This window comes from Nitrospira lenta, from assembly GCF_900403705.1.
Lineage (GTDB): Bacteria > Nitrospirota > Nitrospiria > Nitrospirales > Nitrospiraceae > Nitrospira_D > Nitrospira_D lenta.
This window is the reverse complement of the sequence record NZ_OUNR01000022.1, coordinates 24,296-46,204: the sequence shown is the minus strand read 5'-3', so window position 1 is coordinate 46,204 and position 21,909 is coordinate 24,296. Positions and strand designations below refer to the sequence as shown.

At 57.8% G+C, this 21,909-nt stretch carries 16 protein-coding genes; 8 read left to right on the top strand and 8 right to left on the bottom strand.

Going from position 1 to position 21,909, the window contains the following annotated elements; all coding sequences use genetic code 11:
• Window position 1: 1 nt before the first annotated feature.
• The 8 genes from NITLEN_RS17355 to recN all read left to right on the top strand — a co-directional run bounded on the left by NITLEN_RS17355 (window position 2) and on the right by recN (window position 9,487).
• Entirely contained in the window at window positions 2-697 is a 696-nt protein-coding gene (locus NITLEN_RS17355; protein WP_181416969.1) for a molybdenum cofactor biosynthesis protein, read from the top strand.
• Window positions 698-730: 33 nt separating this feature from the next.
• Window positions 731-1,798: a GTP 3',8-cyclase MoaA gene (moaA, locus tag NITLEN_RS17350; RefSeq protein ID WP_121990909.1), complete on the top strand. Its 1,068-nt coding sequence runs from the start codon at window positions 731-733 to the stop codon at window positions 1,796-1,798.
• Between the two features lie 50 nt (window positions 1,799-1,848).
• Window positions 1,849-2,556: a HoxN/HupN/NixA family nickel/cobalt transporter gene (locus tag NITLEN_RS17345; RefSeq protein WP_121990908.1), complete on the top strand. Its 708-nt coding sequence runs from the start codon at window positions 1,849-1,851 to the stop codon at window positions 2,554-2,556.
• A gap of 136 nt (window positions 2,557-2,692) precedes the next feature.
• The gene (gene accD, locus NITLEN_RS17340) at window positions 2,693-3,529 is read left to right on the top strand and encodes an acetyl-CoA carboxylase, carboxyltransferase subunit beta (protein ID WP_121990907.1); all 837 of its coding nucleotides are present in this window, start codon (window positions 2,693-2,695) and stop codon (window positions 3,527-3,529) included.
• A 27-nt stretch (window positions 3,530-3,556) separates the two neighbouring features.
• Window positions 3,557-4,852 (top strand): bifunctional folylpolyglutamate synthase/dihydrofolate synthase, encoded by a 1,296-nt coding sequence (locus NITLEN_RS17335; protein ID WP_121990906.1) that lies wholly within the window; start codon window positions 3,557-3,559, stop codon window positions 4,850-4,852.
• A gap of 1 nt (window position 4,853) precedes the next feature.
• The gene (locus tag NITLEN_RS17330; RefSeq protein WP_121990905.1) at window positions 4,854-7,310 is read left to right on the top strand and encodes an LPS-assembly protein LptD; all 2,457 of its coding nucleotides are present in this window, start codon (window positions 4,854-4,856) and stop codon (window positions 7,308-7,310) included.
• Between the two features lie 128 nt (window positions 7,311-7,438).
• Entirely contained in the window at window positions 7,439-7,786 is a 348-nt protein-coding gene (gene trxA, locus NITLEN_RS17325; protein ID WP_121990904.1) for a thioredoxin, read from the top strand.
• Window positions 7,787-7,807: 21 nt separating this feature from the next.
• Entirely contained in the window at window positions 7,808-9,487 is a 1,680-nt protein-coding gene (gene recN, locus NITLEN_RS17320) for a DNA repair protein RecN (protein ID WP_121990903.1), read from the top strand.
• A gap of 22 nt (window positions 9,488-9,509) precedes the next feature.
• Here the strand turns inward: recN and NITLEN_RS17315 are convergent, their stop codons facing one another.
• From NITLEN_RS17315 to NITLEN_RS17280, 8 genes are all read right to left on the bottom strand, one after another.
• On the bottom strand, window positions 9,510-10,658 hold the full coding sequence (locus NITLEN_RS17315) for an HD domain-containing phosphohydrolase (protein WP_181416967.1): 1,149 nt from the start codon (window positions 10,656-10,658) through the stop codon (window positions 9,510-9,512).
• 200 nt (window positions 10,659-10,858) lie between these two features.
• Entirely contained in the window at window positions 10,859-12,274 is a 1,416-nt protein-coding gene (locus tag NITLEN_RS17310) for a sigma-54-dependent transcriptional regulator (protein WP_121990901.1), read from the bottom strand.
• Between the two features lie 22 nt (window positions 12,275-12,296).
• Window positions 12,297-13,568, bottom strand: coding sequence for an ATP-binding protein (locus tag NITLEN_RS17305; protein ID WP_181416966.1), 1,272 nt, complete (start codon window positions 13,566-13,568; stop codon window positions 12,297-12,299).
• A gap of 109 nt (window positions 13,569-13,677) precedes the next feature.
• The gene (locus NITLEN_RS17300) at window positions 13,678-17,832 is read right to left on the bottom strand and encodes a PilZ domain-containing protein (RefSeq protein ID WP_121990899.1); all 4,155 of its coding nucleotides are present in this window, start codon (window positions 17,830-17,832) and stop codon (window positions 13,678-13,680) included.
• 343 nt (window positions 17,833-18,175) lie between these two features.
• Window positions 18,176-19,174, bottom strand: a complete 999-nt coding sequence (locus tag NITLEN_RS17295) for a hypothetical protein (protein ID WP_121990898.1) — start codon at window positions 19,172-19,174, stop codon at window positions 18,176-18,178.
• A gap of 86 nt (window positions 19,175-19,260) precedes the next feature.
• On the bottom strand, window positions 19,261-20,142 hold the full coding sequence (locus NITLEN_RS17290; RefSeq protein WP_121990897.1) for a nuclear transport factor 2 family protein: 882 nt from the start codon (window positions 20,140-20,142) through the stop codon (window positions 19,261-19,263).
• A 122-nt stretch (window positions 20,143-20,264) separates the two neighbouring features.
• Complete coding sequence (locus NITLEN_RS17285) at window positions 20,265-21,014, bottom strand: protein phosphatase 2C domain-containing protein (protein ID WP_181416964.1); 750 nt, start codon at window positions 21,012-21,014, stop codon at window positions 20,265-20,267.
• Window positions 21,011-21,817, bottom strand: a complete 807-nt coding sequence (locus tag NITLEN_RS17280; protein ID WP_121990895.1) for a ribonuclease H-like domain-containing protein — start codon at window positions 21,815-21,817, stop codon at window positions 21,011-21,013. Before NITLEN_RS17280 ends, NITLEN_RS17285 begins: the two co-directional genes overlap by 4 nt.
• Window positions 21,818-21,909 lie beyond the last annotated feature (92 nt).

Genomic DNA, 21,909 nt, shown 5'->3' with positions numbered 1-21,909 from the left:
CATGGTTACGATCAAGCTGTTCGGCATGACGAAGGTGCTGGCCAGGAATCAAGGGTCTCTCTCTCTGGCCTTGACGAATGGGCGGCGAGTGAAAGATTTGGTTGAGATTCTTGATCGCGAATATCCGCAGGTCGGGGAGTTGATTCATAAGAAGAAGGTCCTGGTGTCGGTCAATCAGGAGATTGCCCACGAGGAGACAGAAATCAAAGACGGTGATGAGATTGCATTGCTTCCTCCATTCGCAGGTGGATCAGGTATGGAACCGATAGACGAGAGCCAGTTCGTTCGGGTGCAGCGGGAGAATTTCTCCATCGACCAAGAGCTTGATCGGGTGAAGAGCCGGTCGAAGCGGATCGGCGGGATTGCGACGTTTCTGGGGATCGCCCGCGATCGCTCGAAAGGTCGGGATGTCGATAGCATCACCTTCGAGCATTACGAAGGGATGGCGGAGAAGAAGCTACGTGAGATCCGCGAGCGGGCGCTGAAAGATTTCGACATTTTGGAGTTGCTGATCATTCACCGCTACGGCGAAATTACGATCGGTGAGAATATCGTGCTGATTATCGCCGGTGCCGAGCATCGGGCGGAGGCGTTCCAGGCCTGCAAGTGGGCGATCGATGAGTTGAAGCAGATTACTCCTATTTGGAAGCTCGAACGCACGCCCGAGGGTGAAGTGTGGGTGGAAGAGCATCCGTAGTTTGTCGTGCGCAACGGGCGATGAGTTACACGCATGTCGCAATTGCCTGACAGTTTCTCTTCTTTCAAAAAAGTAGTGGATACCCACGACCGCCCACTGGGCAGTTTGCGGCTCTCCGTTACGGATCGGTGCAATCTTCGCTGCCAGTACTGCATGCCGGAAGAAGACTATGTCTGGCTGCCGCGCGAAGATGTCTTGAGCTTCGAGGAGATGGCGACGCTGACCGGCTATTTTGCCGATTTAGGCGTCGATAAGGTCCGGCTGACCGGCGGTGAGCCTCTGTTGCGTCGTGATTTATCCCGTCTCGTTCGTCTGCTGCTCCAAGACCGGCGGATTTCGGAGATTGCGCTTACCACAAATGGCATTTTGCTCGCGGATAATGCGCAGGAGTTGTACGAGGCCGGGCTGCATCGTGTGACGGTGAGTCTGGATACGCTGCGCCCCGAACGGTTCCGTCAGCTGACGCGGCGGGATGAGTTTGCGCGCGTCATTGAAGGGATTGAATCGGTCGGACGAGCGGGCTTTACCGGGTTCAAGCTCGACACCGTGGCGATCCGGGGATTTAACGATGACGAGCTGGTCGCCTTGATCGAGTTTGCGAAGCACTATCGGGCCGAGGTGCGATTCATTGAATATATGGATGTCGGCGGGGCCAATGATTGGGCGATGGCGAAGGTGCTGTCGCAGGCGGCGATTCTTGAGACCTTGACGCAGCACTATGGCCCGATCGTTCCCTTGCCGGGGCGTGGGACCGCGCCGGCCCAGCGGTTCCTGTTGCCTGACGGAACCACCTTCGGCATTATCGCGTCGACTACGCAGCCGTTCTGTGCGACCTGCGACCGAAGCCGCGTGACTGCCGACGGGATGTGGTATTTGTGTCTCTATGCGGCGAAGGGAACGGACCTTCGGCAACCTATGCGCGCCGGTGCCAGTCCTGACCGGATGCGTGAGTTGATCGGCGCAGGGTGGCAAAACCGGCGCGATCGGGGGGCCGAATCTCGCAAGGCGTTGGAAGAGGTCGGGTTGCGCAACGGCAAGCTCATCGGCATCGATCAACTCCGGGGCGATCCGCATCTGGAAATGCATGCCCGTGGCGGCTGATCCTCGGTCCGCACAACCGATGTCTGTGCATTACCCCGGTAAGGGGCTTCATGTTTGAATTCAACCTGCTGACCTTTCTCACCGTCGGATTTGTCCTTGGGCTGCGCCATGCCCTCGACGCCGATCATTTGGCGGCGGTGTCTACGGTCCTGGCGGAGCGTCCCTCCATGCGCGCCTCCGGTCTGGTGGGTCTTTGGTGGGGAGTGGGGCATACCCTGACCCTGCTGATTGTCGGTGCTGTGGTATTGGTGTCAGGAATTCATATTCCTGAACCATTGGCTCTGCTGGCCGAATGTGGGGTGGGGCTCTTGCTTGTTGTGTTGGGCGGCACGCTGGCGCTCAAACTGTTTCGTGAGCGATGGCATCTCCATCGTCACGTCCATGACGGCGAGCCGCATGTGCATTTGCATAGCCATCAGCGGCGTGAGGATCATGCCCATCCGCATTGGACCAGGCAGTCGCTCCGGCCGCTCTTGATCGGGATGGCCCACGGAGTGGCAGGGTCTGCAGCCTTGATGCTGGTGATCGCCTCGAATACCAGCGGCATCGCGCAGGGGTTACTCTACATCGCGGTGTTTGGTCTCGGTTCAATCGGCGGTATGCTGATGATCGGGCTGACGCTGAGTGTGCCGGTCATCTATTCACAGGCTGTCGGCCAGCGGGCATTTTTTGCAGTGCAAAGCGCGGCGAGTCTGGGGAGTGTCGGGCTTGGATTGTGGATGTTGTATCGATTGGTTCTCTCTCCGGACGGCCTCTAGCTCCCGTTCCTCTTTACGTGTTTCCCGTTGAATTGCGCGTGCGTCATTTTGGCGGCTATGCTATTCTTCGGTGCCCTGTGAGGGGTGTGTGACGTGCGCGTCTGATCGTGATCGTTCGAGCGAAGAGGATACGACTATGGCCTGGTTTAAAAAGCAGAAAACGACCGGCTCCGAAGTGCCGCCGCGATCCAAAGGCGCTGAAGGGATGTGGCTCAAGTGCAACCACTGCCGGGAAATCGTCTATCGCAAGGAAGTCGATCGGAACAACAAGGTGTGCCCGAAGTGCGATTATCATTTTCCCATCTCCGTGATGGAGCGGATCGCGTTGCTCGTCGATCTTGGCACGTTTAAGGAGTGGGATGCGGAGTTGGAAGCCAAGGATCCCCTCAATTTTCACGACACGAAGTCCTATCGAGATCGGGTCAAGGCGCAGCAGGAAAAAACCGGACGCAAGGATGCCTTAATGATCGGCGAAGGATTGGTCGATGGACAGCCGGTCGTTTTCTGTGTGTTCGACTTCAGCTTTATGGGCGGCAGCATGGGATCGGTCGTCGGGGAAAAGTTTTGCCGGGCAGTCGATCGCGCACTGGAGAAGAAGCGTCCCGTGGTCTTGGTGACCGCGTCGGGCGGCGCGCGCATGCAGGAGGGCATTCTCTCGTTGATGCAAATGGCGAAAACGTCGACGGCCGTGGCGAAGCTGGGTGAATCCAAGCTGCCGTTTATCTCCATCTTGGCTGATCCGACCTTCGGGGGAGTGACGGCGAGCATTGCGATGCTGGGCGATGTGATTATTGCGGAACCGAAGGCCTTGATCGGGTTTGCCGGCCCCCGTGTGATCGAGCAGACGATCAAGCAGCAGTTGCCCGATCAGTTTCAGCGGGCGGAGTTTCTCCTTGAGCATGGGATGATCGATATGATCGTCGAGCGGAAACAGTTAAAAGAAACCCTCGGCACTCTCGTTGCTCATTTCTAGTGCAGTGCATCCTGCCCGGCTCAGTGCATGACCTATTCATCCGCCATCGAGTATCTCTACGGACTCCAGAAACATGGAATCAAGCTGGGGCTTGAGACCATGCGGACGCTCTTGGGCCGGCTGGGCCATCCCGAGCGCCGGTTCCGGAGTCTGCATATCGGCGGCACCAACGGCAAAGGGTCGACGGCGGCCATGACGGCGGCCATGCTGCAGGCGGCCGGTTATCGGGTGGGGTTATACACGTCTCCGCATCTCGTCGATTTTCGCGAGCGGATCCGTGTCAATCAGACCATGATCGCTGAAGCGCAGGTGGCGGAGCTCACTGCACAGCTTCAGGCGAGCGTGCCATCCGGCCTGACCCCGACGTTCTTTGAGCTGACGACGGCGATGGCGTTTCTCCATTTTGCCGAGTCCGGAGTCGATGTGGCGGTCTTGGAAGTTGGGATGGGCGGCCGGTTCGACGCAACGAATGTGGTGGAGCCAGTGGCTTGTGCGATTACCACGATTGCGCTGGACCATCAGGAATATCTTGGCACGACGGAAGACGCTATCGCATTTGAAAAGGCCGGGATTATTAAGCCGGGCATCCCGGTCGTCGTGGGTCGCATCGACGGGCCGGCGTGGGAAGTGATTCGTCGGACGGCGATGGATCGCGAGGCGCCACTCACGCGACTGGGGACCGATTTTTATGCAGCCAGTGCTGGGCTGGGAGCCGTGTCGTATCGCGGACGATCCAGGGAGTTCGACGGATTGACCAGTGCGCTTGCCGGACGCCATCAGCTGGATAATGCTGCCTGTGCTCTGGCATTGCTCGACGCGGCCGAAGGGCGTGGGATATCGGTTGATGAGGCGGCGGTGCGCCGGGGGCTGGCGTCGGTGCTCTGGGAAGGGCGATTGGAAGTGGTGGAGCGAGGTCCGGTTCTGTTGCTCGACGGAGCCCACAATCCGGCCGCAGCCCATGTGTTGGCCGAATATTTGACGGAGTGGTGCGCATCGCGACCGGAGTCTCGGTTGATTCTTGTCTTGGGCATGATGCGTGACAAAGATCACGCGCGCTTTGTCGAGCCGTTCTACCGGCTGATCTCTGAAGCGATATTGACGCAGGTGGATATGGCCCGTTCGGCGTCTGTGGAGGAACTGCGAGAGACGGTTGGATTCCGGTTCTCTCCGTGTCACGTCGCTCCGTCCACGGCGGATGCGCTGGCGCTGGCAAAAGCCCGGGCGACCGTGCAGGATCTGATCTGTGTCACCGGATCGCTCATGCTGGTGGGCGAAGTGAAAGCGTTGGTCCGCGGCTGTGGCTTGTCTCCGCTCAGGGGTTAGCATGGTGAGTGGACGGTCATGGACAGCGGGCAGACTCTGTGTTTTCGCGGTGGTTTTTCTGTTCTGCTTTCCCTGTCTCGTCTGGGCTAAATCCAAGTCGGTTGTGCCGGGTACCTCGGCATCCGGTTCTGCTCCTCTCGATGTTACGGCCAATCGAATCGACTATCGGCAGGACCAAGAGGTATACGAGGCGGATGGGTCTGTGGTGATCCTGCAGGGCACCATGCGTCTGACCGCCGACCACGTCACGATTGAAGCGCTCTCTGGGGTGGTTCACGCATCGGGGCACGTGCATTTGACGGATCCGCAGGCCGACGTGACGACGGAGCGGATGGACTTCAATGTGAATACCGAGGCCGGTGTCATTACCCATGGGCAGCTCTATGTCCCTCAATCCAATACGCTCGTGGGTGGGCGTCTGCTGCAGCGGTTCTCCGAATATCACTATCGTGTGAAGGAAGGGGCGTTTACGAATTGTGACGCGCAGGACGGGGAGGTGCCGGCCTGGCGGTTCAAGTTTGACGATATGGATTTGAACGTCGGAGACACGTTGGCGTTGAAAGGGGCCTGGCTGTGCGTTGCGGATGTGCCGGTCGTTCCGTTTCCCACGATCACCTATCCCTTGTCGAACCGGCGGAGCGGGTTTTTGGTCCCTCAGGTGGGTTTCGATAGTCGATTCGGCGTACACCTCCAGGACAGTTTCTACTGGGCGATCAATCCGAGCCAGGACTTGACCATCGCGCCGTCCTACTACAGTAAGCTTGGCTACGGGAGCGATGTAGAATATCGCTATGTGATCGACCAGAAATCCCGGGGTCAGTGGTACGTGAGCTATCTGCAGCAGACTGCGCTGCCGAATGTCACCGGGGTCGATCAGACCAGTTCGGATGTGAAGCAGGCGCGCGCGCTTATTGCCGGGACGCACACGCAGCAGTTTACCGAAACGCTGCTGCTACGGGGGAATGCGAATTTTGTCACCGATCCCAACTACCTCCAGCAGTTGAGTAACTCAGGCAGCCAGCGAGCCTTACCCAGCAACGAGTCGAACCTGCTGCTGAATCAGCGGCTGCCGTACGGCAATGCGTACATCCTCGGGCAATACCTGCAACCGCTTCAGTCCGGAGGAAGGGATACCTTCCAGCGGCTTCCCGAGACCGGCTACACCTTGCCGAATGTCCCGCTCTTTAACTCGCCCTTGTTGTTCGGGATGGAAGGGGACTTCGTCAATTTTTACCGGGAAGAAGGGTTCTCGTTGAATCGCGTGAATGTCGTGCCGGGGATTTCCACTGACGTCATTGATTTGGGGCATGTCGTGGGTCTGACTCCGCAGGCGAAGTTTCGTGAAGTCTACTATACCCGTGGCGCGCAATCTGATGCGTCGCTCCATCGAGAAACTTTCTGGGCCGGAATCGATGCCACGTCGAAGTTGAGCCGGCGATTCGGCTTGGACGGTGGCGGCAGTCTTCTTCATACGATTGAGCCGACGGTCATGTATGAATATGTGCCGGGGACCGATCAATCGAAGATCGCGCAGATCGATCAAATCGATGATCTGCCGAAGAAAAACCTTCTGACCTATGCGCTGCGCAATCGTGTACTGGAGCACGATGGAACGAATACCTTCAATTGGCTGGATCTGACCGTCGCGCAGAGTTACCATGCCGGGGCGGTGCAGACGAGAGCCCGCGACTTCGGTCCGGGTGTGACTCCGCCGCTGGGCTCCCTCACACAACCGTTGCAGCCTGCTACGGTGGCGGTGCAAGGTCGAAAATTCTCCGATGTGTGGATGCGGGCGGTCATCGGCAATACGGCTCCGCAATTCACTCAATCGCAAATGGCAGCTCAGGCGTTCGGGCGGGGAGCCGGAAACTTCGGGACGCAGCGCCCGACGATCAATCAGTATCTGACGGTTGATGCGTTTTTCGATCCCTATCGAGGGCAATTGAGCCAGTGGAATACGGATCTTCGAATTCAAGAATCGACCAATTGGTATCTTGAAGTCGGGCAGCGGTTTTCCCGGGATGGCAATCGCGAGCGGCGGGGAGATATCTGGAACCCTATTTCGTTCAACGAAGTGTATGCCCCGACGCCGGAGATTCAGTTTGCGACGGCGGGAGGCGGGTTCAGAACTCCTTGGGGATGGACGATCGGGGCGAAGGGCTACTACGATCTCAAGACGAAAAGGAGCCCTGAGTATGACATCGTGGCCTTGTATCAGAACCCCTGCAAATGCTGGTCTCTTGGCCTGTTCTATCTTCAATTCCCGGATCGGGCGCAGTACAACTTCATGCTGAATCTGACCGGTATCGGTTGGACGGAGAACTTCGGGACCCAGGTGATGCGGTCAATCCTCAGTCCGCTGCTATGGGGCGAGCGCGGATTGCCATGGGCCTCGCCGACTGGTCCCTACGGACGGTTTCAGTCTGGCGCATCGACGGGTGGCGCTCCGGGGCGATGATGGCGTCGTCCGATGAATCTATCTGAGTGAGTGCGGTCCGCACCTCATTTGACACCCTAAATGGGGGTGGGGTACGATGCACTTCTTGATTCTTATCGTCGGTATCTTAGCTGAAGGAGGTTCCGGACGTGGCTGGTGATACATTAAAAGTTGAAGATTCCACCTGGGATGCAGACGTGATGAAGGCCAGTGAGCTTGTCATGGTCGATTTCTGGGCCGTCTGGTGCGGACCTTGCCAGATGGTGGCGCCCATTGTTGATGAGCTGGCCAAGGAATACGCCGGGAAGCTGAAAGTCAGGAAGCTGAACACCGATGAAAATCCTGAAGTCGCCGGGCGGTATCAGGTGATGAGTATCCCGACGATTCTGTTTTTCAAAAACGGCCAGGTTGTGGAAAAGCTGGTTGGGGCGCGTCCGAAGCGTCAGTTCAAAGAAACGATTGATTCATTGTTGGCCCAACACGCGGGGACCGCGTAGGGCGTTCGCACGCACGCAGCCATGCTCACCGAGCTGCGCATCGTCAATTTCGCTATTCTAGAAGAGCTCAGCCTACGGTTTGAGCCTGGCTTTACCGTTCTCACCGGAGAAACGGGGGCTGGAAAATCCCTTCTGATCGATGCCATTGCCCTGCTGGTCGGCGGACGAGCGTCCGCCGACCAGATTCGTTTTGGGACGGAAGAGGCGTCTCTTGAGGCGGCCTTTCATCTGCCCGACCACCATCCCCTCCAAGCTCGTCTCCGAGATCAAGGAATCCTGGGCCCTACAGATTCAGAGTTGATTGTGCGGCGGGTCATTGCCCGATCCGGACGTAACCGGGTCTACCTCAACGGAACCATGAGCTCGCTGCATGCTCTGGAAGAACTGGGCGGTACGCTCGTGGACTTGCACGGGCAGCATGATCAGCAATCACTCTTGGCTACGGCAACACAGCGTAGCGTCGTGGATGCCTTCGGCAATCTCCAAGAACGCTGTGCCGCGTATCAACAAGGGTATGAGGCCTGGAAGGCGGCCTGCGAGGAGCGCGATCGATTGATTCGTGAATCCCAGCATCGGACGCAGCGTGAAGAATTACTCAGGTTCCAATGTGCCGAATTGGACGAAGCTGCGTTGCGGGAGGGAGAGGACGAAGACTTACAAAACGAGCGTCGTCGCCTCAGTTCGTCGCAGCAGATCGGTGCGTTAGCCGCTGAAGCGATGGAGCGGGTGAATGCGGAAGGGCAGGGTATCTTGGCTCAGCTGGCATTGACGGAGCGGGCCTTGGGTCAGTTGCTCCAGATTGATTCTACAATTGGAGAGCTGACTAGGCTGACCGTTGAAGCCAAAGTGGTGTTGAAGGAAATGGCGGGGCAGTTGCGGGACTATGCTGAGCGAGTCGAAGCCAATCCTGAAAGACTGGGCGTGATTGAGGATCGGTTGGCGGTCCTCCAGAAATTAAAAAAGAAGTTCGGTGGGTCGTTACCAGAAGTACTGGGGGCTCATCAGAATATCAAAGCTGAATTGGAACAATTGCAAGGCTCCGATGAACAATTGGTTCAACTGCGCCAACGCATCCATACGCAACAGGCCGATCTGGCGCTTCTGGCGAGGCAATTATTCGTAAAGCGTGGGGAAGCGGCCAAGCGCATGGCCAAAGTGGTGCGTCAGGAACTCGAGGCGCTGAAAATGGGGCAGACTGTCTTCGAGATCCACGTGACCGCGGATGCCGGCGAGCTGGAGTTCGGTCCTGAGGGGATTGATCAGGTGGAGTTTCGTCTTTCGACGAATGCAGGGGAACCAGCAAAGCCTCTCGCAAAAGTCGCCTCAGGCGGAGAGTTGTCCAGGGTCATGCTCGCGTTGAAAACGGTGCTGGCAGAGCGAGATCACGTCCCTGTACTGATCTTTGATGAGATCGACACCGGAGTGGGCGGAGCGGTGGCTGCGGCCATCGGCAAGCGCCTCCGTGGGTTAGGCCGCTATCATCAGGTGTTCTGTATTACCCACCTTCCTCAAGTCGCCGCACAGGGGCAGCAGCATCTCTGCGTCGAGAAGTCGCAGGACGGCAACCGGACTGTGACAGCCGTGCATGCGCTGATTGGTCAGGGACGGGAGAATGAAATTGCCAGAATGTTAGGCGGATTGACGGTCACGAAGAAAGTACGTGAAACGGCGGCAGAACTTATTGCCGATGCCGGGGAATGATGAAGCGGCCGGGGTGATTTTTCTACTGGCCGGACACGCCGCTCGGCGTGGTCGCGATCGCCATGGCTGGAAGCGATGCCTTACATTCGGTCGCGACCCGGGCAAATTGATCCGCCAGCATAGGATCGAAGTAGGTATTGGCCTGAAGGGCAATTTGCTGGATGGCCTGATCCACCGGGAGTGGTGATCGTCCAGGGACTTCAGCGGTGAGGTGATCGAACATCTGGGCGATACTGACGATTCTTGCCAACAAGGGAATGCCTTCCCCCTGAAGTCCATGTGGATAGCCTGATCCATCCCATCGCTCATGATGATAGGAAATAATCTGACCGACTTCAGCCGGATACTCTAGCGGAAGAATCATCCGTGCGCCGGCTTCGCAATGTTCTTTGGAGTAGGCGCTTTCTCCGGAAGGCAGAATCGGCTCATCAGAATAATGATAATTCTTGAGGCTGACCTTGCCGATATCGTGTAGGAAGGCGCCGATAGCCAGGGACTTTTGCTCGGCGAGCGTCAAGCTGAGGCGATTGGCGAGCAACGTGGCGTAGAAGCTGACGCGGCTGCAATGATTCAGCAAGTGCCGATCCTTGGCTTCTAGGAGATCTGAGAGCAGGGGGAGAATGTCTGGCGAGCCAGATGGGCTATCTTGCTCCTCCCGCTTACCAATCGCGAAATAGCTGGTCTTCAAAGTCTCCCACGCGCGCCGTCCTTCTTCATCCCCGGCCCATAAGGCAGCCGAATTGGTCAGGACCTTCCGGAGGAGGTCGAGGCGTTGTTTTTTCTCAAGTGTCTGGCTGATGAGGGAAATCAGTTCGGTGACATTGAATGGCTTGAGCAGATAGCCGGCGGCGCCATGGCGAATGCCTTCCATGGCGGACTTCAGGCTTCCGTAGCCGGTAATGATGATAACTTCGATATCGGCGTGATCGTGCTTAATATCCTGCAGGAGGTCGATGCCCTGGCGATCGGGGAGTTTCTGATCTAGCGTAATGAGGTCGATGGATTCATGGCTCAAGACGTTGAGTGCGGCCTGCGCGTTGTCGGCTGAGCGGATGTTGAAGAAGGGCCGCAAGATGACTTTGAGCGCATCACGCGGTCCGGCCTCGTCATCGACAACAAGAATCGTCGGTTTTGTTTGTGATCCGTCTTGAGAAATTTTTGTGTCCATCATGCTCATGTACCCCCAACTACGTAGCCTGTCAAGCAATACTTGTTCCTTTTCAGGCACTTACTCGGGATGATCAATCCGCAGGGGGGAGTCTACGTAGAAAGTCTATATGTAGATTACTTGAACGTTTGACTACGTAGCTGGCTGGACGAAAGAGTTTCGTCTCTGTGTTGAAAATGACGCGGTCGATACAGGGAGGTGTGTTATTCCTGCACGGGAGGATCTGGCTCTTGGCTGTTCCCACTGTCCGGTCGGCCAATTCCTAAGGTGTCCATCCGGTATTTCAGCATCCGCCGGCTGATTCCTAAGAGATTGGCTGCGTGGGTCTGGACATAGTTTGTTCGTTTTAAGGCATCGAGAATGATTTCCCGCTCGAATTCCATGACCGCTTTTTCAAGAGACATCCGGCCGGCAAGGGTGTCATCGCGGAGTGAGGATGATCGCGAGTCGCTTTTCATGATGGTCGGCAGATGTTCCTGGGTAATCTGCGGGCAATTCTGCGACCAGATGAAGGCCTGCTCGATGATATTTTCCATTTCCCGGACATTTCCCGGCCAAGGATAGCGCGTCAGGACCTCTAGGGCTTCTTTCCCGAATTCGATATGCGGGCGTTTCTCTTCCTCGACTCGTTTGGCAAGGAAATGCTTGGCGAGCAGGGGAATGTCTTCTCCACGTTCACGGAGCGGCGGAAGAAACAGCGAAATGACGTTGATGCGGTAGTAGAGATCTTCTCGAAATTGTCCCTTGCGCACCATGTCTTCGAGATTTCTGTTAGTGGCGGCGACGATTCGGACATCGACCTTGATCGATTGGACGCCGCCGATTCTCGTAAACTCCCGTTCTTGGAGCACTCTCAGGAGCTTGGCTTGCGTCATGGCGCTGAGATCGCCGATTTCATCCAGAAACAAGGTGCCGGTATTGGCGAGTTCAAATTGCCCGACACGCCTGGCTGTGGCATCGGTAAAGGAGCCTTTCTCGTGGCCAAAGAGCTCGCTCTCAATCAGCGTTTCCGGGAGGGCCGCGCAATTTAGCGCAATAAAGGGCCGTTCACGTCGCCCGCTATTGTAGTGCAGGGCTTTGGCGACGAGCTCTTTTCCGGTTCCGCTTTCGCCGGTAATTAGCACCGTGGTTCGGCTGTCCGCCACTTGTTCGATCTTCGCGTAGATTTCCTGCATCCCCTGGCTCTTGCCGATGAGGTTGTGAAAGGCATAGCGCTGGACGACTTGCGCTCGGAGTTGTTTCACTTCCCGTTCGAGCGCTTGCGAGCTCAGCGCTCGATCCACGACAATGCGCAATTCTTCGACATCAAAGGGTTTGGATAAATAGTCGGCGGCGCCCAGCTTCATCGCATCGACGGCGGTTTTGACAGACTTGGTGCCCGTGAGCATGATCACGGGCGTCATCCGGCTTTCAGAACGTAGTGTTTCCAACACGGCCAGTCCGTCGGTCCCTGGGAGAACGACATCGAGCAGAACCAGATCGGGCCCTTCTTTTCTAAACGTATCGAGACCTTCCTGGGCATCCGCAGCCTGGAGGATTTCGTAGTTAGGCTCGAGCACCATCTTCAGTGACGTTCGGACGCGGGCTTCGTCATCGATCAAGAGAACGCGTTTTTTCATGGCTGGACTTTCCACAGTACTCCTAGTCTATTGGGAGGGCCGGAAGATTCACGGAAAACGTGGTTCCCACTCCCTCGGTGCTCTCGACCTGAATTTCACCGTGATGCTCTTGGATAATCTGATGCACAATCGTCAATCCCAAGCCCGTCCCCGCATGCTCACCGCTGGTGTGCTTCGTGGTGAAGAACGGATCGAAGATATGCTCCAGATTGACCTTGGAAATACCCGGACCACTATCTTCAATCTCAATCTGGGTCCACACCGCTGTCCCCGGTTTCGTGATGCGGTGCGTGCGAACCCTCAGCTGCCCGCCACCGTCGCCCATTGCGTCGATGGCGTTGAGCAACAGGTTCAACAGGACCTGCTTTATTTGTTGACGATCTAACATGACACGAGGAAGCTCAGACGCCAACTGTTTTTCAATCTTGATCCGCTTGCTGTCCGCCTTTACTTCGATGAAGTACAGGCAGGAGGTCACGATCTCGTTAAGATCCTCATCCGTCAACTTCGGCTCCATGTAGCGGGCGTAGTCCAGAATTTCCTGAATCAGCCGTTCGATCCGGTGCACGTCGTCCAGCACGATGCGGCTGAAGTCATGAATAAATTCCGAGTCGTCCTTTCGTTCCGGGGCCAACTGGATAAAAGTTTTGATCGACGTCAGGGGATTCCTGATTTCGTGAGCAAACCCGCCGGCGATGATTTCCAACGAGCGGAGTCGGTCGGTGCGGCGCATGAGCGTTTGAGACTGGTGGAGATCGTCGTTCACCAGGATGGAATCCAGGGCATTAGCCCCGCTCTGTGCCAGAGCGGTGAGCAGGTCCCGTCCATCCGCATGATCGAGCGGACGGCCTGAGGGGATACCTAGCAACGCCACGGCGATCAATCGGCTTTTGTTGAGAAGCGGGATGGCCAATGACGAGTGGACTGCCTGTAAGGCGGCGGCTAGTTTCGGCGTGATCGGGGGGATATCCGCTACGTCTGCAATCGAGAGAATATGATGTTCACGGGCGAGTGATTGAATGAGCGGATGAGCCGAAGCCAAGGAGGGAAACGCCGTCGATGAGTTCGACATGCCGAGGGTCATCATACGCTCATATTGATCATGCTCACGATCCAGCAAGTACAGCGCGCCTTGGTGGGAGGAGGTCGCGTCACAGAGTTCGAAAAGAATGCGCTCGGCGATCACGGTGCGGTCCGTGAATGTTCCCATATCCTGGGCAAACCGGGTTAGTCTCTGGAGGGGAGTGAGCGTGATGGATGAAGGGGTAACCTGGCGAAGAGGGTGGTCAGTCATATCTATCCAGAGGAGTAGTCGTGCTTCCTCTTTCCAGGCATGAGGCCGGGGAATCGGGGAAGAAGAGGATGTTTGGTAACAGGGGCGAGTATACACACCGACTGAGGTTTCAGCCAGCGGATTTCCCCTTTCGGGCGGTAGCGAGGAGGAGTTGTCCATTCAGGACGGGCACGATTCGAATGGGGGTTGCCCCGGCATGGGTCAAGAGGTCGGACAGTTGTGCTCGATCAAAGGAGTGCAGCAGTCCATGGCGAATCGCTTCGTGGAGCCGTCCGAGATAGTGGAGGAAAATTTGGGCTGCAGGGGACAACTCATCCTGCCCGGCGTGATGAAGTTGTTCACGATAGAGCGTGGCCAGGTCTGTGTGCGGCTGCACACAGGTCACGATGAGGCGTCCCTCTTGCGTGAGCGTCCGGACCGCTTGCCGTAGAAAGGTGAGTGGAGAGGAGGTAAAGGATAGCGCGAGATGACTGACGATCCGGTCGGCGGAATCATGTGAGGACGGGATGTGGGTTCCCCACTCAGTCGTCACCCCGGCCGTCGGCGCGGCGACCTTGGAAAACATAGATTGTAACTCTTGATGCAGCACTGTGAAGGCTTGTTCCGCCGAGGCTACCGTTTCCTGAGACTGGTCGATGCCGACATAGTGGATGGCGCGTTGCGGTGCATGTGATGCGTGGAGCAGGTGATACATATGATTGATGACGAGGGTGTGCGCGAATTCTCCCGCGCCGCAGCCGATATCCAGAATGCGCATGCCCGGTTCAAGCGGAAGAGCCTGTTGATACAGTTCTTGCAGCAGTCTCGCATGGGAGTGCAACGCGCCGAGCTGCGGAAGCTGGGCAAGATGCGCGATCCATAAGGCGTCCCGAGTTGATTGTGAGACGTGGTGACGGATCCGAATGCGCTCACGTTCGAGAAGATACTGTTTGGAAATATCAGCATTGGTCGGTGTGTGTATGGCTGGCTGGGCGTCTCCGGAGAAGCATACGCGAGCAATCTCTGTGAAGAGCGCGCGGAATGACGCGAGTAAACGGGCGTCGAAGGTCCGACCGGTAACCGACAACGCGCTGGGAATTGAGACGGTGGTCGGCATCGCCGGTAAGGCTCGAAGTGATTCGTCCGGGCTGGGAAAGGAATGCCGCATCGAGGGTGCCGCTGACGGGGAGTTCAGAATGACCAGCGGGACGGTTAGTGCGGACAGATCGGTCACCGTCGTTGCCAGCGTGTCATAGTGACCGGCGATGATGTCGCTCAGAAACTGATCGAGATTGACATTGAGACCCCACACATTTCCGCTGCCGCGTCGGAGGCCGTGCTGGTAATCGGCCAGGAGATCATGATGGTGCTCCGTGGATAGAGCGGTCTGAATGTCGAGCACCGGGTTGGCCAGCAGCAGTAGATGGGCTACAGGACGGTGCGCGACGACTTTCAGTGCGACTCGGGCCGCGACATCTTCGGCCAGAATGACGAGCGGGGCCGTCGGCCACGTCGTATGGGCAAACTCGAGCACCGTTTGGAGATCGGCTTGCATGCTCCGCAGGGTGGTCTGGAGGACATCGCCATCGCTTTGTCCAACATGGTTGCTATGGTCATAGCGCAGGACGCGGAGCCGATTGAGCGCCAGGAATTCCGACAAGGCCACGTAGTCGGTCTGGGTGCAGCCGAAGCCGGGAGAGAGAATGACGATGGGCGTGTTCGGAGAAATCTGATGGCGCGCGTGATCATCGGTAATGGCGATGACTTGGCCGCGCACATTTCGACATTCTCGTCTGGCGCTGACAACGGCCGCACGGCCGGCGATCCCATCCAAGTCGATGGACGAACCGATGTGTTGGGCGACGACGCGATTGACCTCGCGCTCGGCAAAGGCCGGCAGTTCAATGAAACGGACGCCGAAGCGTTGACCCGGTTCCGTGTGGGTCGGGCGTAGCTCGGAAGGCGTGGTGGCGTCTGGAGCAGTCCACACGATTTGTGCCGGGAGGACAGCGTCGGGTGCGGCGGGCTCGTGCGGTTGCGAATGACCCTGCCCGTTGCCGTGAGGAAAATGCAAGACGATCGTCTCACCCACGCGACCGGGAAGCGTTTTGGCCTGCAGGCAGGCTCCTCCGCGTGAAAAGTTCACGGCCAGTCCGAGTTGCCGAGCGGCAGGGTTCTGTTCATGAGCCCCTTCAATCCGTACCGGAAGCGCGACCCGGACCCGGATGCCTTCTCGATGGTCGACGAGCCTGCCGTCAGGACCGCTCTGGTCGGGAAGCGCGACATCATCCGGTTGTGACAGCAGCGCCTCAAGGCTGATCGCCAGGCTTCCGTCTTGAGCGGCTTCGATAAAGGAGCCGAGGACCTTTCGTTCAGTCTCGCCGGGCGGAGAAAATTCGAATGCGAGGACCGGGCGCTCTCCTGCGTCATCGGATGGTTTGGTCTGCATGCCGCGTTCGTGGATGGTGGCGTGAAGTTCCAGGATTCCGACGACGGTTTTGAACACCAAGTAGGCCGATTGCTCAGACAGATTCGGGAGCGGTCCCGTCAAGGTAACGGTAGCTCCGGTCAGGCTCAGCGTGTGAACGGTTCCCTCGCGTACTGAGGGCCCGACGGTCACTCGCGCAGGAAGTTGGACTGCTGCGCGGACGGCCATCCTTCGATCCTGGAGTGGGGTGTCTGAAGGTGGCGGCAGTGGAACTTCCACGGGAGTGTCGACGGGTGCCGCTGCGGGTGGCTCGGGCGGGCTTGGCGCCGCTTCTTCCGGTGTCTCCGGTGTCTGAGGCGCTTCATGAATTGGCAGCCACAAGCGGATTGAGAGCGGCTGTCTCGCCGGGGCCAACCATTCCATGCGGCCCTGTAGTTGGCCGATGTCTTCATAAGCTTGGATAAGATCCGAGGAGACTGGTAGTAAGTCGGCCGTGAGAGTGGCCGCGGAATCGGTTTCTTGAATCAGGATCTCGACCTCCCGGGGTGCCGGAGCCGGAAAGAGGCCTGGCGCCGAATCGATCGGTGCACCGGTAGCCGTAACGATTTGCGTGACAATGTCCAGTCGATGCATCGTGTGGCGGGCGGCCATCTGGCGAATCGCCTGGATCACCACTATCTGAATGACCCGCACCCAGATGGTTCGTACACTGCCAATGTCCGAGAGCCCGGTGGTATCGCGGTACTGCACGATGTTGAGATGAGCAACGGGAGCCAGGGCTTCGGCAATGGCTTGATCCAGCGTATCTTCAGTGAGCCCGGCATCAATGACGGCCTGAGCCAGTGCGTCTCCATATGCCGAGGCCTCCCGCGCTTGCACGGTCAGGCTTTCCAGGCGGGTATCCAGCTGGGCCTCACGAATTGTTTCCAGGAGTCGCTGGGAGTGGGTCAACACGGCGGAGAGGGGCGCGTGCAGATCATGGGACAAGCTGGTCAAACGTTGCGCGATCGCGCGGTGGCGATCCGATTCGAGCAGTCTGGTTTCAAGGCGCTGAATGGTCTCGGTCTGTGCGAGATGCCCAGTCATGTCCCGGATGAGTCCGAGAGTGCCGGTATAGTGACGGCGTGCATCGTAGAGCCCCTTGGCGCTGATTTCCGTCTGCACGCGAGTGGGGCCGGAGTCTGTGGCGTGATGTTTTTTGAGCAATTCAAGTAGGACTCGGCGCGCGGCCCGCGGGCCGGTACGGCGGTCATTGATGCGATATTTTGCGTGCGCCTGTTGATCGGAGGGAATCAGTTTGGAAAAAGGTGCGCCGGTCAGTTCTTCAGGCTGGTAGCCCAGGAGTGCGGTGATCCCGGGGCTAATGAAGACAAACTGCCCATCCTTGTCGACTTCGTAGAACACATCGGTGAGCGTTTCCAGTAAGCGAGTATGCCGATCACGCGTCTGTGCGAAGGTGGCGCGGAGATGGCGTTGTTCAATGGCGCTTTTGGTATAGAGCACCAATTCGGTCAGAAACGCGGGTGATTTTTTGAAGAGGAGAAAATTGGCGCCGGCTTGCAGCGCCGTGACTGCGGCGGTCGAATCGCTCCGGTCGGTCTGAAGCACGATCTCGGTGGTGGGGAGGCGCTCTCTGAGGGTTGTCACCAACGACGGACGACTCTGGAGCCCGAGTCGTTCATCAATCAGGATCAGATCCCACTCAGCACGATTCACCCACCGGAGGGCTTCTTCGGCGGAATAGACCGATTCAACCCGGCAATCGGGGAAGAATCCGCGCAGGCTCAGTGTGACGAGCTTGATTTCGTCAGCCTGTTCATTGACGACCAGGATAGCAATGGGCTCACTCTGCGGCATGGACCACTTTCGTGTTGCTGGGGACGCCGAGTCGGCCCAGTCCCAGAGGGATAGATATAAAAAATCCTCTGCGTGCGGTGATGCGCGAGCTGTCCCCTAGGGGATGGACTTCAAAGCGGCACCCCGCGCCGGTTTACCGTCTTGAATACCATATCGCGGCGTCTCAATCACAGCCTCAATCAACATGTAGGCGCGGTTCTTTCGTAGGGGGTGATCGACGCGCACTTTTCTGAACGAACAATTTGGGACGGAGGCTGGTGTGTGACGCGAAAAAAGAAACGCCTGCCGGCCTCACGTCACAGGACGAAGGCCGGCAGGCGTCATGAGCGAGGGAACGGCGCGCTTAGCGAATCGCTCGTGCGATATCGGTGGTGTGGCAAGCACCCGGAGTCATATAGAGGAGATAGTTGCCCATGCCGTGTTGGAATTCGGTCTTCTGCAGCGGATGATGATGGACCATCACCATATCGTACTCGCCCGTTTGCATGACGGAGAATCCGTGACTGTCCTTATAGACCTGGTGGGGTGGGAATTCCCGGAAGGTGCCATCAAGGTCCACATCCGGTACGGTCCGGAGCAGCGTGCGCTTGTTCACTCTGTCTTCGAGCGCAATCATCAGCAGTTCATCGTGACCGTGCGGATATGCAAATTTGACGCATCCGTCCATGGAGAACTTCAGCGGCGCCGTATGGACCTGGACTCCCGGTCTGATTTCAATGCCTTCGTCCGTTTGATCCGCGCCGCGTGAGCCGAATTTACTGTAGCATACGATATTCACGCCTACCTGATAGACCTCCATTTCCTTCACCGGCTTTGATTTCGGCGCCATATACATGGTGAAGGACGCCATCACATTTTTCGTCGGCGGAGCTTTGTGATAGAAGGCGACGACGGACATCAGATGATCGCCCTTTGCCAGCTTGACCCCATACCCATCCGGGAAACGCGCCTCGGTCATTTCCAGGCCGGCGCCTGCAAAGAATAGCGGTTCCCCTTGGCAGGAGACGCTGGGTTTAGTGTTGTTCATCATCAAGATATGGTGAAGATAATTTCTGGGGAGTTCCTTGCCTTCTTTGGTGAAGACCGCTGATTTATATCCCACCATGTACATATCTTCGGGAAGCTGGAAGTTATGTTTGGGCATCGAGGCGGCCAGGTCGCCATCGTGGCTGGTGGGGAGATCGATGGGGCCGAAGGTTAGGGTGACGGTGTCGTCCTTAATCGTGACGGTGGTCGTGGTCTGATTCTTCAGCGTCGGCACGGCATGGTGGTCATGGCCGCCGTCGGCAAATGCGGGAGCGCCCATGAGCATCGTGATCATAAGAACAAGCATCCAATACATAAAGTCTCCCAGAGGTGGTGAAGCGATCGGAAATGTCTGTGCGCGGGTATGCGGAGAAGCAGGAATGCCCGGTGCGGAAGAATCCTTCATGGGTGTGCAGGGGGCTGCGTGAGCCGCTTCCATTGATAGGAACCGCCATGTTCCCGCGGGGGAATATTCTTGTGTGTGCCGACTCGGGAATACCACCAGACGCCTTTGGCCTGTGTGCCATCCTCCGACAGCAAGAGTTCAAATGCCCCTTCGCGGTCATTGCCCGGTTGCTGCCAGGTCCCTTGCCAGAGACGGTCGGCAATCTTGGTTGTGGTGAAGTGTCCGCCGTGCTGGGTGTAGGGGCCATTGCCGGACTTATCCAGCGTGGCTTTGTAGCGCTTATCATCCTCGACTTCGAGGATTTCCCACTCGCCGCTGAGGTCTGTCACGGGAGCACGAAGAACTCCTGGGTCGGCCACCAGCTGTGGAGCCGGAGCCGCAGGTTGCGCATGAGCCACTGCGGGCCAGTTGGCAGCCCGGAGCGATTCATGCCATGAGACCAGGAGCCATTGCCCCTGGCGTTTTTCGAGGACGCCGCTTTCCCGTAAGGGGATCACGGTATGGTGAAGCTGTCCGCCTTCGTTGACGTAGCGGATGTAGTCTAGCTCCATTGCAAACCAGGCCAGGCTGCCTTTGGTCCACACTTTCAGGTCCGTGATGGGCATTTCCAGTTTTTCTACGAAGGCGAACTCGTCGCGAATGTCCCGCTCCAGTTCAGGCCAGCCCACGTATTTTCGCCCGCCGATGGTATAGCCGGTCGCATCGGCATCGTGCGCCATCAACCGCGACATGCCGTCGAGGTCGCGTGCCGCATTGGCGTCGACTAACGCGCGGATCGCCGATTCCGGGCCCGCACTATCGTGAGCCAATCCGGGAGAAGCGGTGAAGAGAAGACATCCTGACAAGGCGAGGAACACGATCCGAGAGAAGTCGGGCATTACGGAATCCTTATGATGCTCAGCGTAGGAATTAAGCGCAAGCTGGGGAACATTTCTACTGAATAATTGGTCAGGCTACATGGCTGGAGAGATCTTGTCAACGAGATAGGTAGGGGGGGCGGTCAGCGGTGCGCGATTGCGACGACCGTCACATTGTCTTCACCGCCGCGTGCGAGTGAGTGTTCAATCAAACGATCGCACACGAGAACCGGATCGCCCTGCGCATCCTTCATGATGTCGGCGATCGCGCTATCGTCCAGCATTTTGGTGAGGCCATCGGAACAGAGCAGTAGGATGTCGGAGAGTTGGAGCGGCAGATCGAGGAGATCCGGTTTTGCAGAGCGGGAAATTCCGATGGCTCTAGTCAGCACATGCCGATCTGGATGGGTCTTGGCCATTGCCGGGGTGATGATTCCGCGGGCGAGATAGGTTTCGATCAATGTATGGTCACGGGTCGATTGTGTGAGACGGCCGTCTCGGAACAGGTAGCCGCGGCTATCGCCCACATGGGCAAGATGCGCAATCGGCGTGGCTCCGGCGGTCATCAGGAGCGTGACCAGCGTCGTCCCCATTCTGGCCAGCCGAGTATCCGATCGGGCGCGCGTTAGGACGGCGTCGTGCGCCTGCATCATGACATCCTGCAGAAAGTCCTGCGGCGTACAGCGACCGTTGCGGAGCGGATCGGCGAACAGCGCGGCCCGCGCGGCGGCGGTGGCGATTGCGGATTGGGCGGCGACCTCTCCGCCGGCATGACCGCCCATGCCGTCGGCTACGGCCCAGAACCCGAGATGGTCTACCGTGACGAAGGCATCTTGATTCATCGCGCGGACGAGCCCGATGTCGCTCCGTCCGACTCCCACCCAGGCGCTCATATGTGACCGACCTGCTTTTCCCGTTGCAGGGGCATCGAGGCTCCCACTGATGCCGGGCCGAAGCGAACGAGAATATCCTCGAACACGTGCTTCGCCAGTGGCGCGAGGTTGGCGGTATCGGCTTCGTTGTAGGCCAGCAGCAGCGCCCGCGCATCGGCATCGCCTGCGCGCCATTGCATCCAGAGGCGTACGGCATCCCATCCGTCCAGGCCTTGCAAGGCTGAATCCCGCTCGATCCCAAGCTCCCGTTCGATCTGTTTGAGTCCGCCGCGCAATCCCAACCTCCGTGCGGCGAAGCAGAGATCGAAATGCGGCATGGAGAACCTAAGTGTGGGGAATTTGGCGCGCAGGTACGGCACATCAAAACTCGTTCCGAAAAACGTGACGAGGAGCGTGCAGGCATCCAATTCCGCCTGGAGCCGTTCCGTCGTCAATGTTTCTCCACGGACCAGACAGACGGTCTCGCCTCGCCGGTGCAATCCGACGACAGTCACCTCGCCGTCATGCGGAGAGGTGCCGGTGGTTTCGATGTCCAAATACAGCGTGCGGGGCTCGCAGAGGTCGAAGAACCGCCAATGATCACGGCTGGGCAATCGTGTGGTGAAATAGTCGAGGAGGCCGGAGTCGAATGCCGCTTGAGCCTGAGCGAGTTCCTGGTCGTACCACTGCTTGCGGTGAGCCGAAATTCCGGGAACCCGTGCCTGACTCTGAAAATCATTCCAGGTCAGCAGGCCCTCTTGCCAGAGCCGCCGTTCAGTCCCAGGTCCGATGCCCGGGAGGATCACAAAGGTTGAGGGTAACATGCGGCGGCATTCTAGCAGGAGCCTGAAGGCCGAGGCTACTCCGCTGCCTTGATTTCACCCAGGAGACCGGTTAGAGTTCGACCTCAAATTTG

Excerpts from the sequence above, each read along its gene's own strand:
- NITLEN_RS17290 (WP_121990897.1), bottom strand. The coding sequence starts at position 20,142 with ATGCCCGACTTCTCTCGGATCGTGTTCCTCGCCTTGTCAGGATGTCTT.
- NITLEN_RS17280 (WP_121990895.1), bottom strand. The coding sequence starts at position 21,817 with ATGTTACCCTCAACCTTTGTGATCCTCCCGGGCATCGGACCTGGGACT.
- NITLEN_RS17310 (WP_121990901.1), bottom strand. The coding sequence starts at position 12,274 with ATGAAAAAACGCGTTCTCTTGATCGATGACGAAGCCCGCGTCCGAACG.
- NITLEN_RS17285 (WP_181416964.1), bottom strand. The coding sequence starts at position 21,014 with ATGAGCGCCTGGGTGGGAGTCGGACGGAGCGACATCGGGCTCGTCCGC.
- NITLEN_RS17300 (WP_121990899.1), bottom strand. The coding sequence starts at position 17,832 with ATGCCGCAGAGTGAGCCCATTGCTATCCTGGTCGTCAATGAACAGGCT.
- recN (WP_121990903.1), top strand. The coding sequence starts at position 7,808 with ATGCTCACCGAGCTGCGCATCGTCAATTTCGCTATTCTAGAAGAGCTC.
- NITLEN_RS17355 (WP_181416969.1), top strand. The coding sequence starts at position 2 with ATGGTTACGATCAAGCTGTTCGGCATGACGAAGGTGCTGGCCAGGAAT.
- NITLEN_RS17345 (WP_121990908.1), top strand. The coding sequence starts at position 1,849 with ATGTTTGAATTCAACCTGCTGACCTTTCTCACCGTCGGATTTGTCCTT.
- NITLEN_RS17330 (WP_121990905.1), top strand. The coding sequence starts at position 4,854 with ATGGTGAGTGGACGGTCATGGACAGCGGGCAGACTCTGTGTTTTCGCG.
- NITLEN_RS17295 (WP_121990898.1), bottom strand. The coding sequence starts at position 19,174 with ATGTATTGGATGCTTGTTCTTATGATCACGATGCTCATGGGCGCTCCC.
- NITLEN_RS17315 (WP_181416967.1), bottom strand. The coding sequence starts at position 10,658 with ATGATGGACACAAAAATTTCTCAAGACGGATCACAAACAAAACCGACG.
- accD (WP_121990907.1), top strand. The coding sequence starts at position 2,693 with ATGGCCTGGTTTAAAAAGCAGAAAACGACCGGCTCCGAAGTGCCGCCG.
- NITLEN_RS17305 (WP_181416966.1), bottom strand. The coding sequence starts at position 13,568 with ATGACTGACCACCCTCTTCGCCAGGTTACCCCTTCATCCATCACGCTC.
- NITLEN_RS17335 (WP_121990906.1), top strand. The coding sequence starts at position 3,557 with ATGACCTATTCATCCGCCATCGAGTATCTCTACGGACTCCAGAAACAT.
- moaA (WP_121990909.1), top strand. The coding sequence starts at position 731 with ATGTCGCAATTGCCTGACAGTTTCTCTTCTTTCAAAAAAGTAGTGGAT.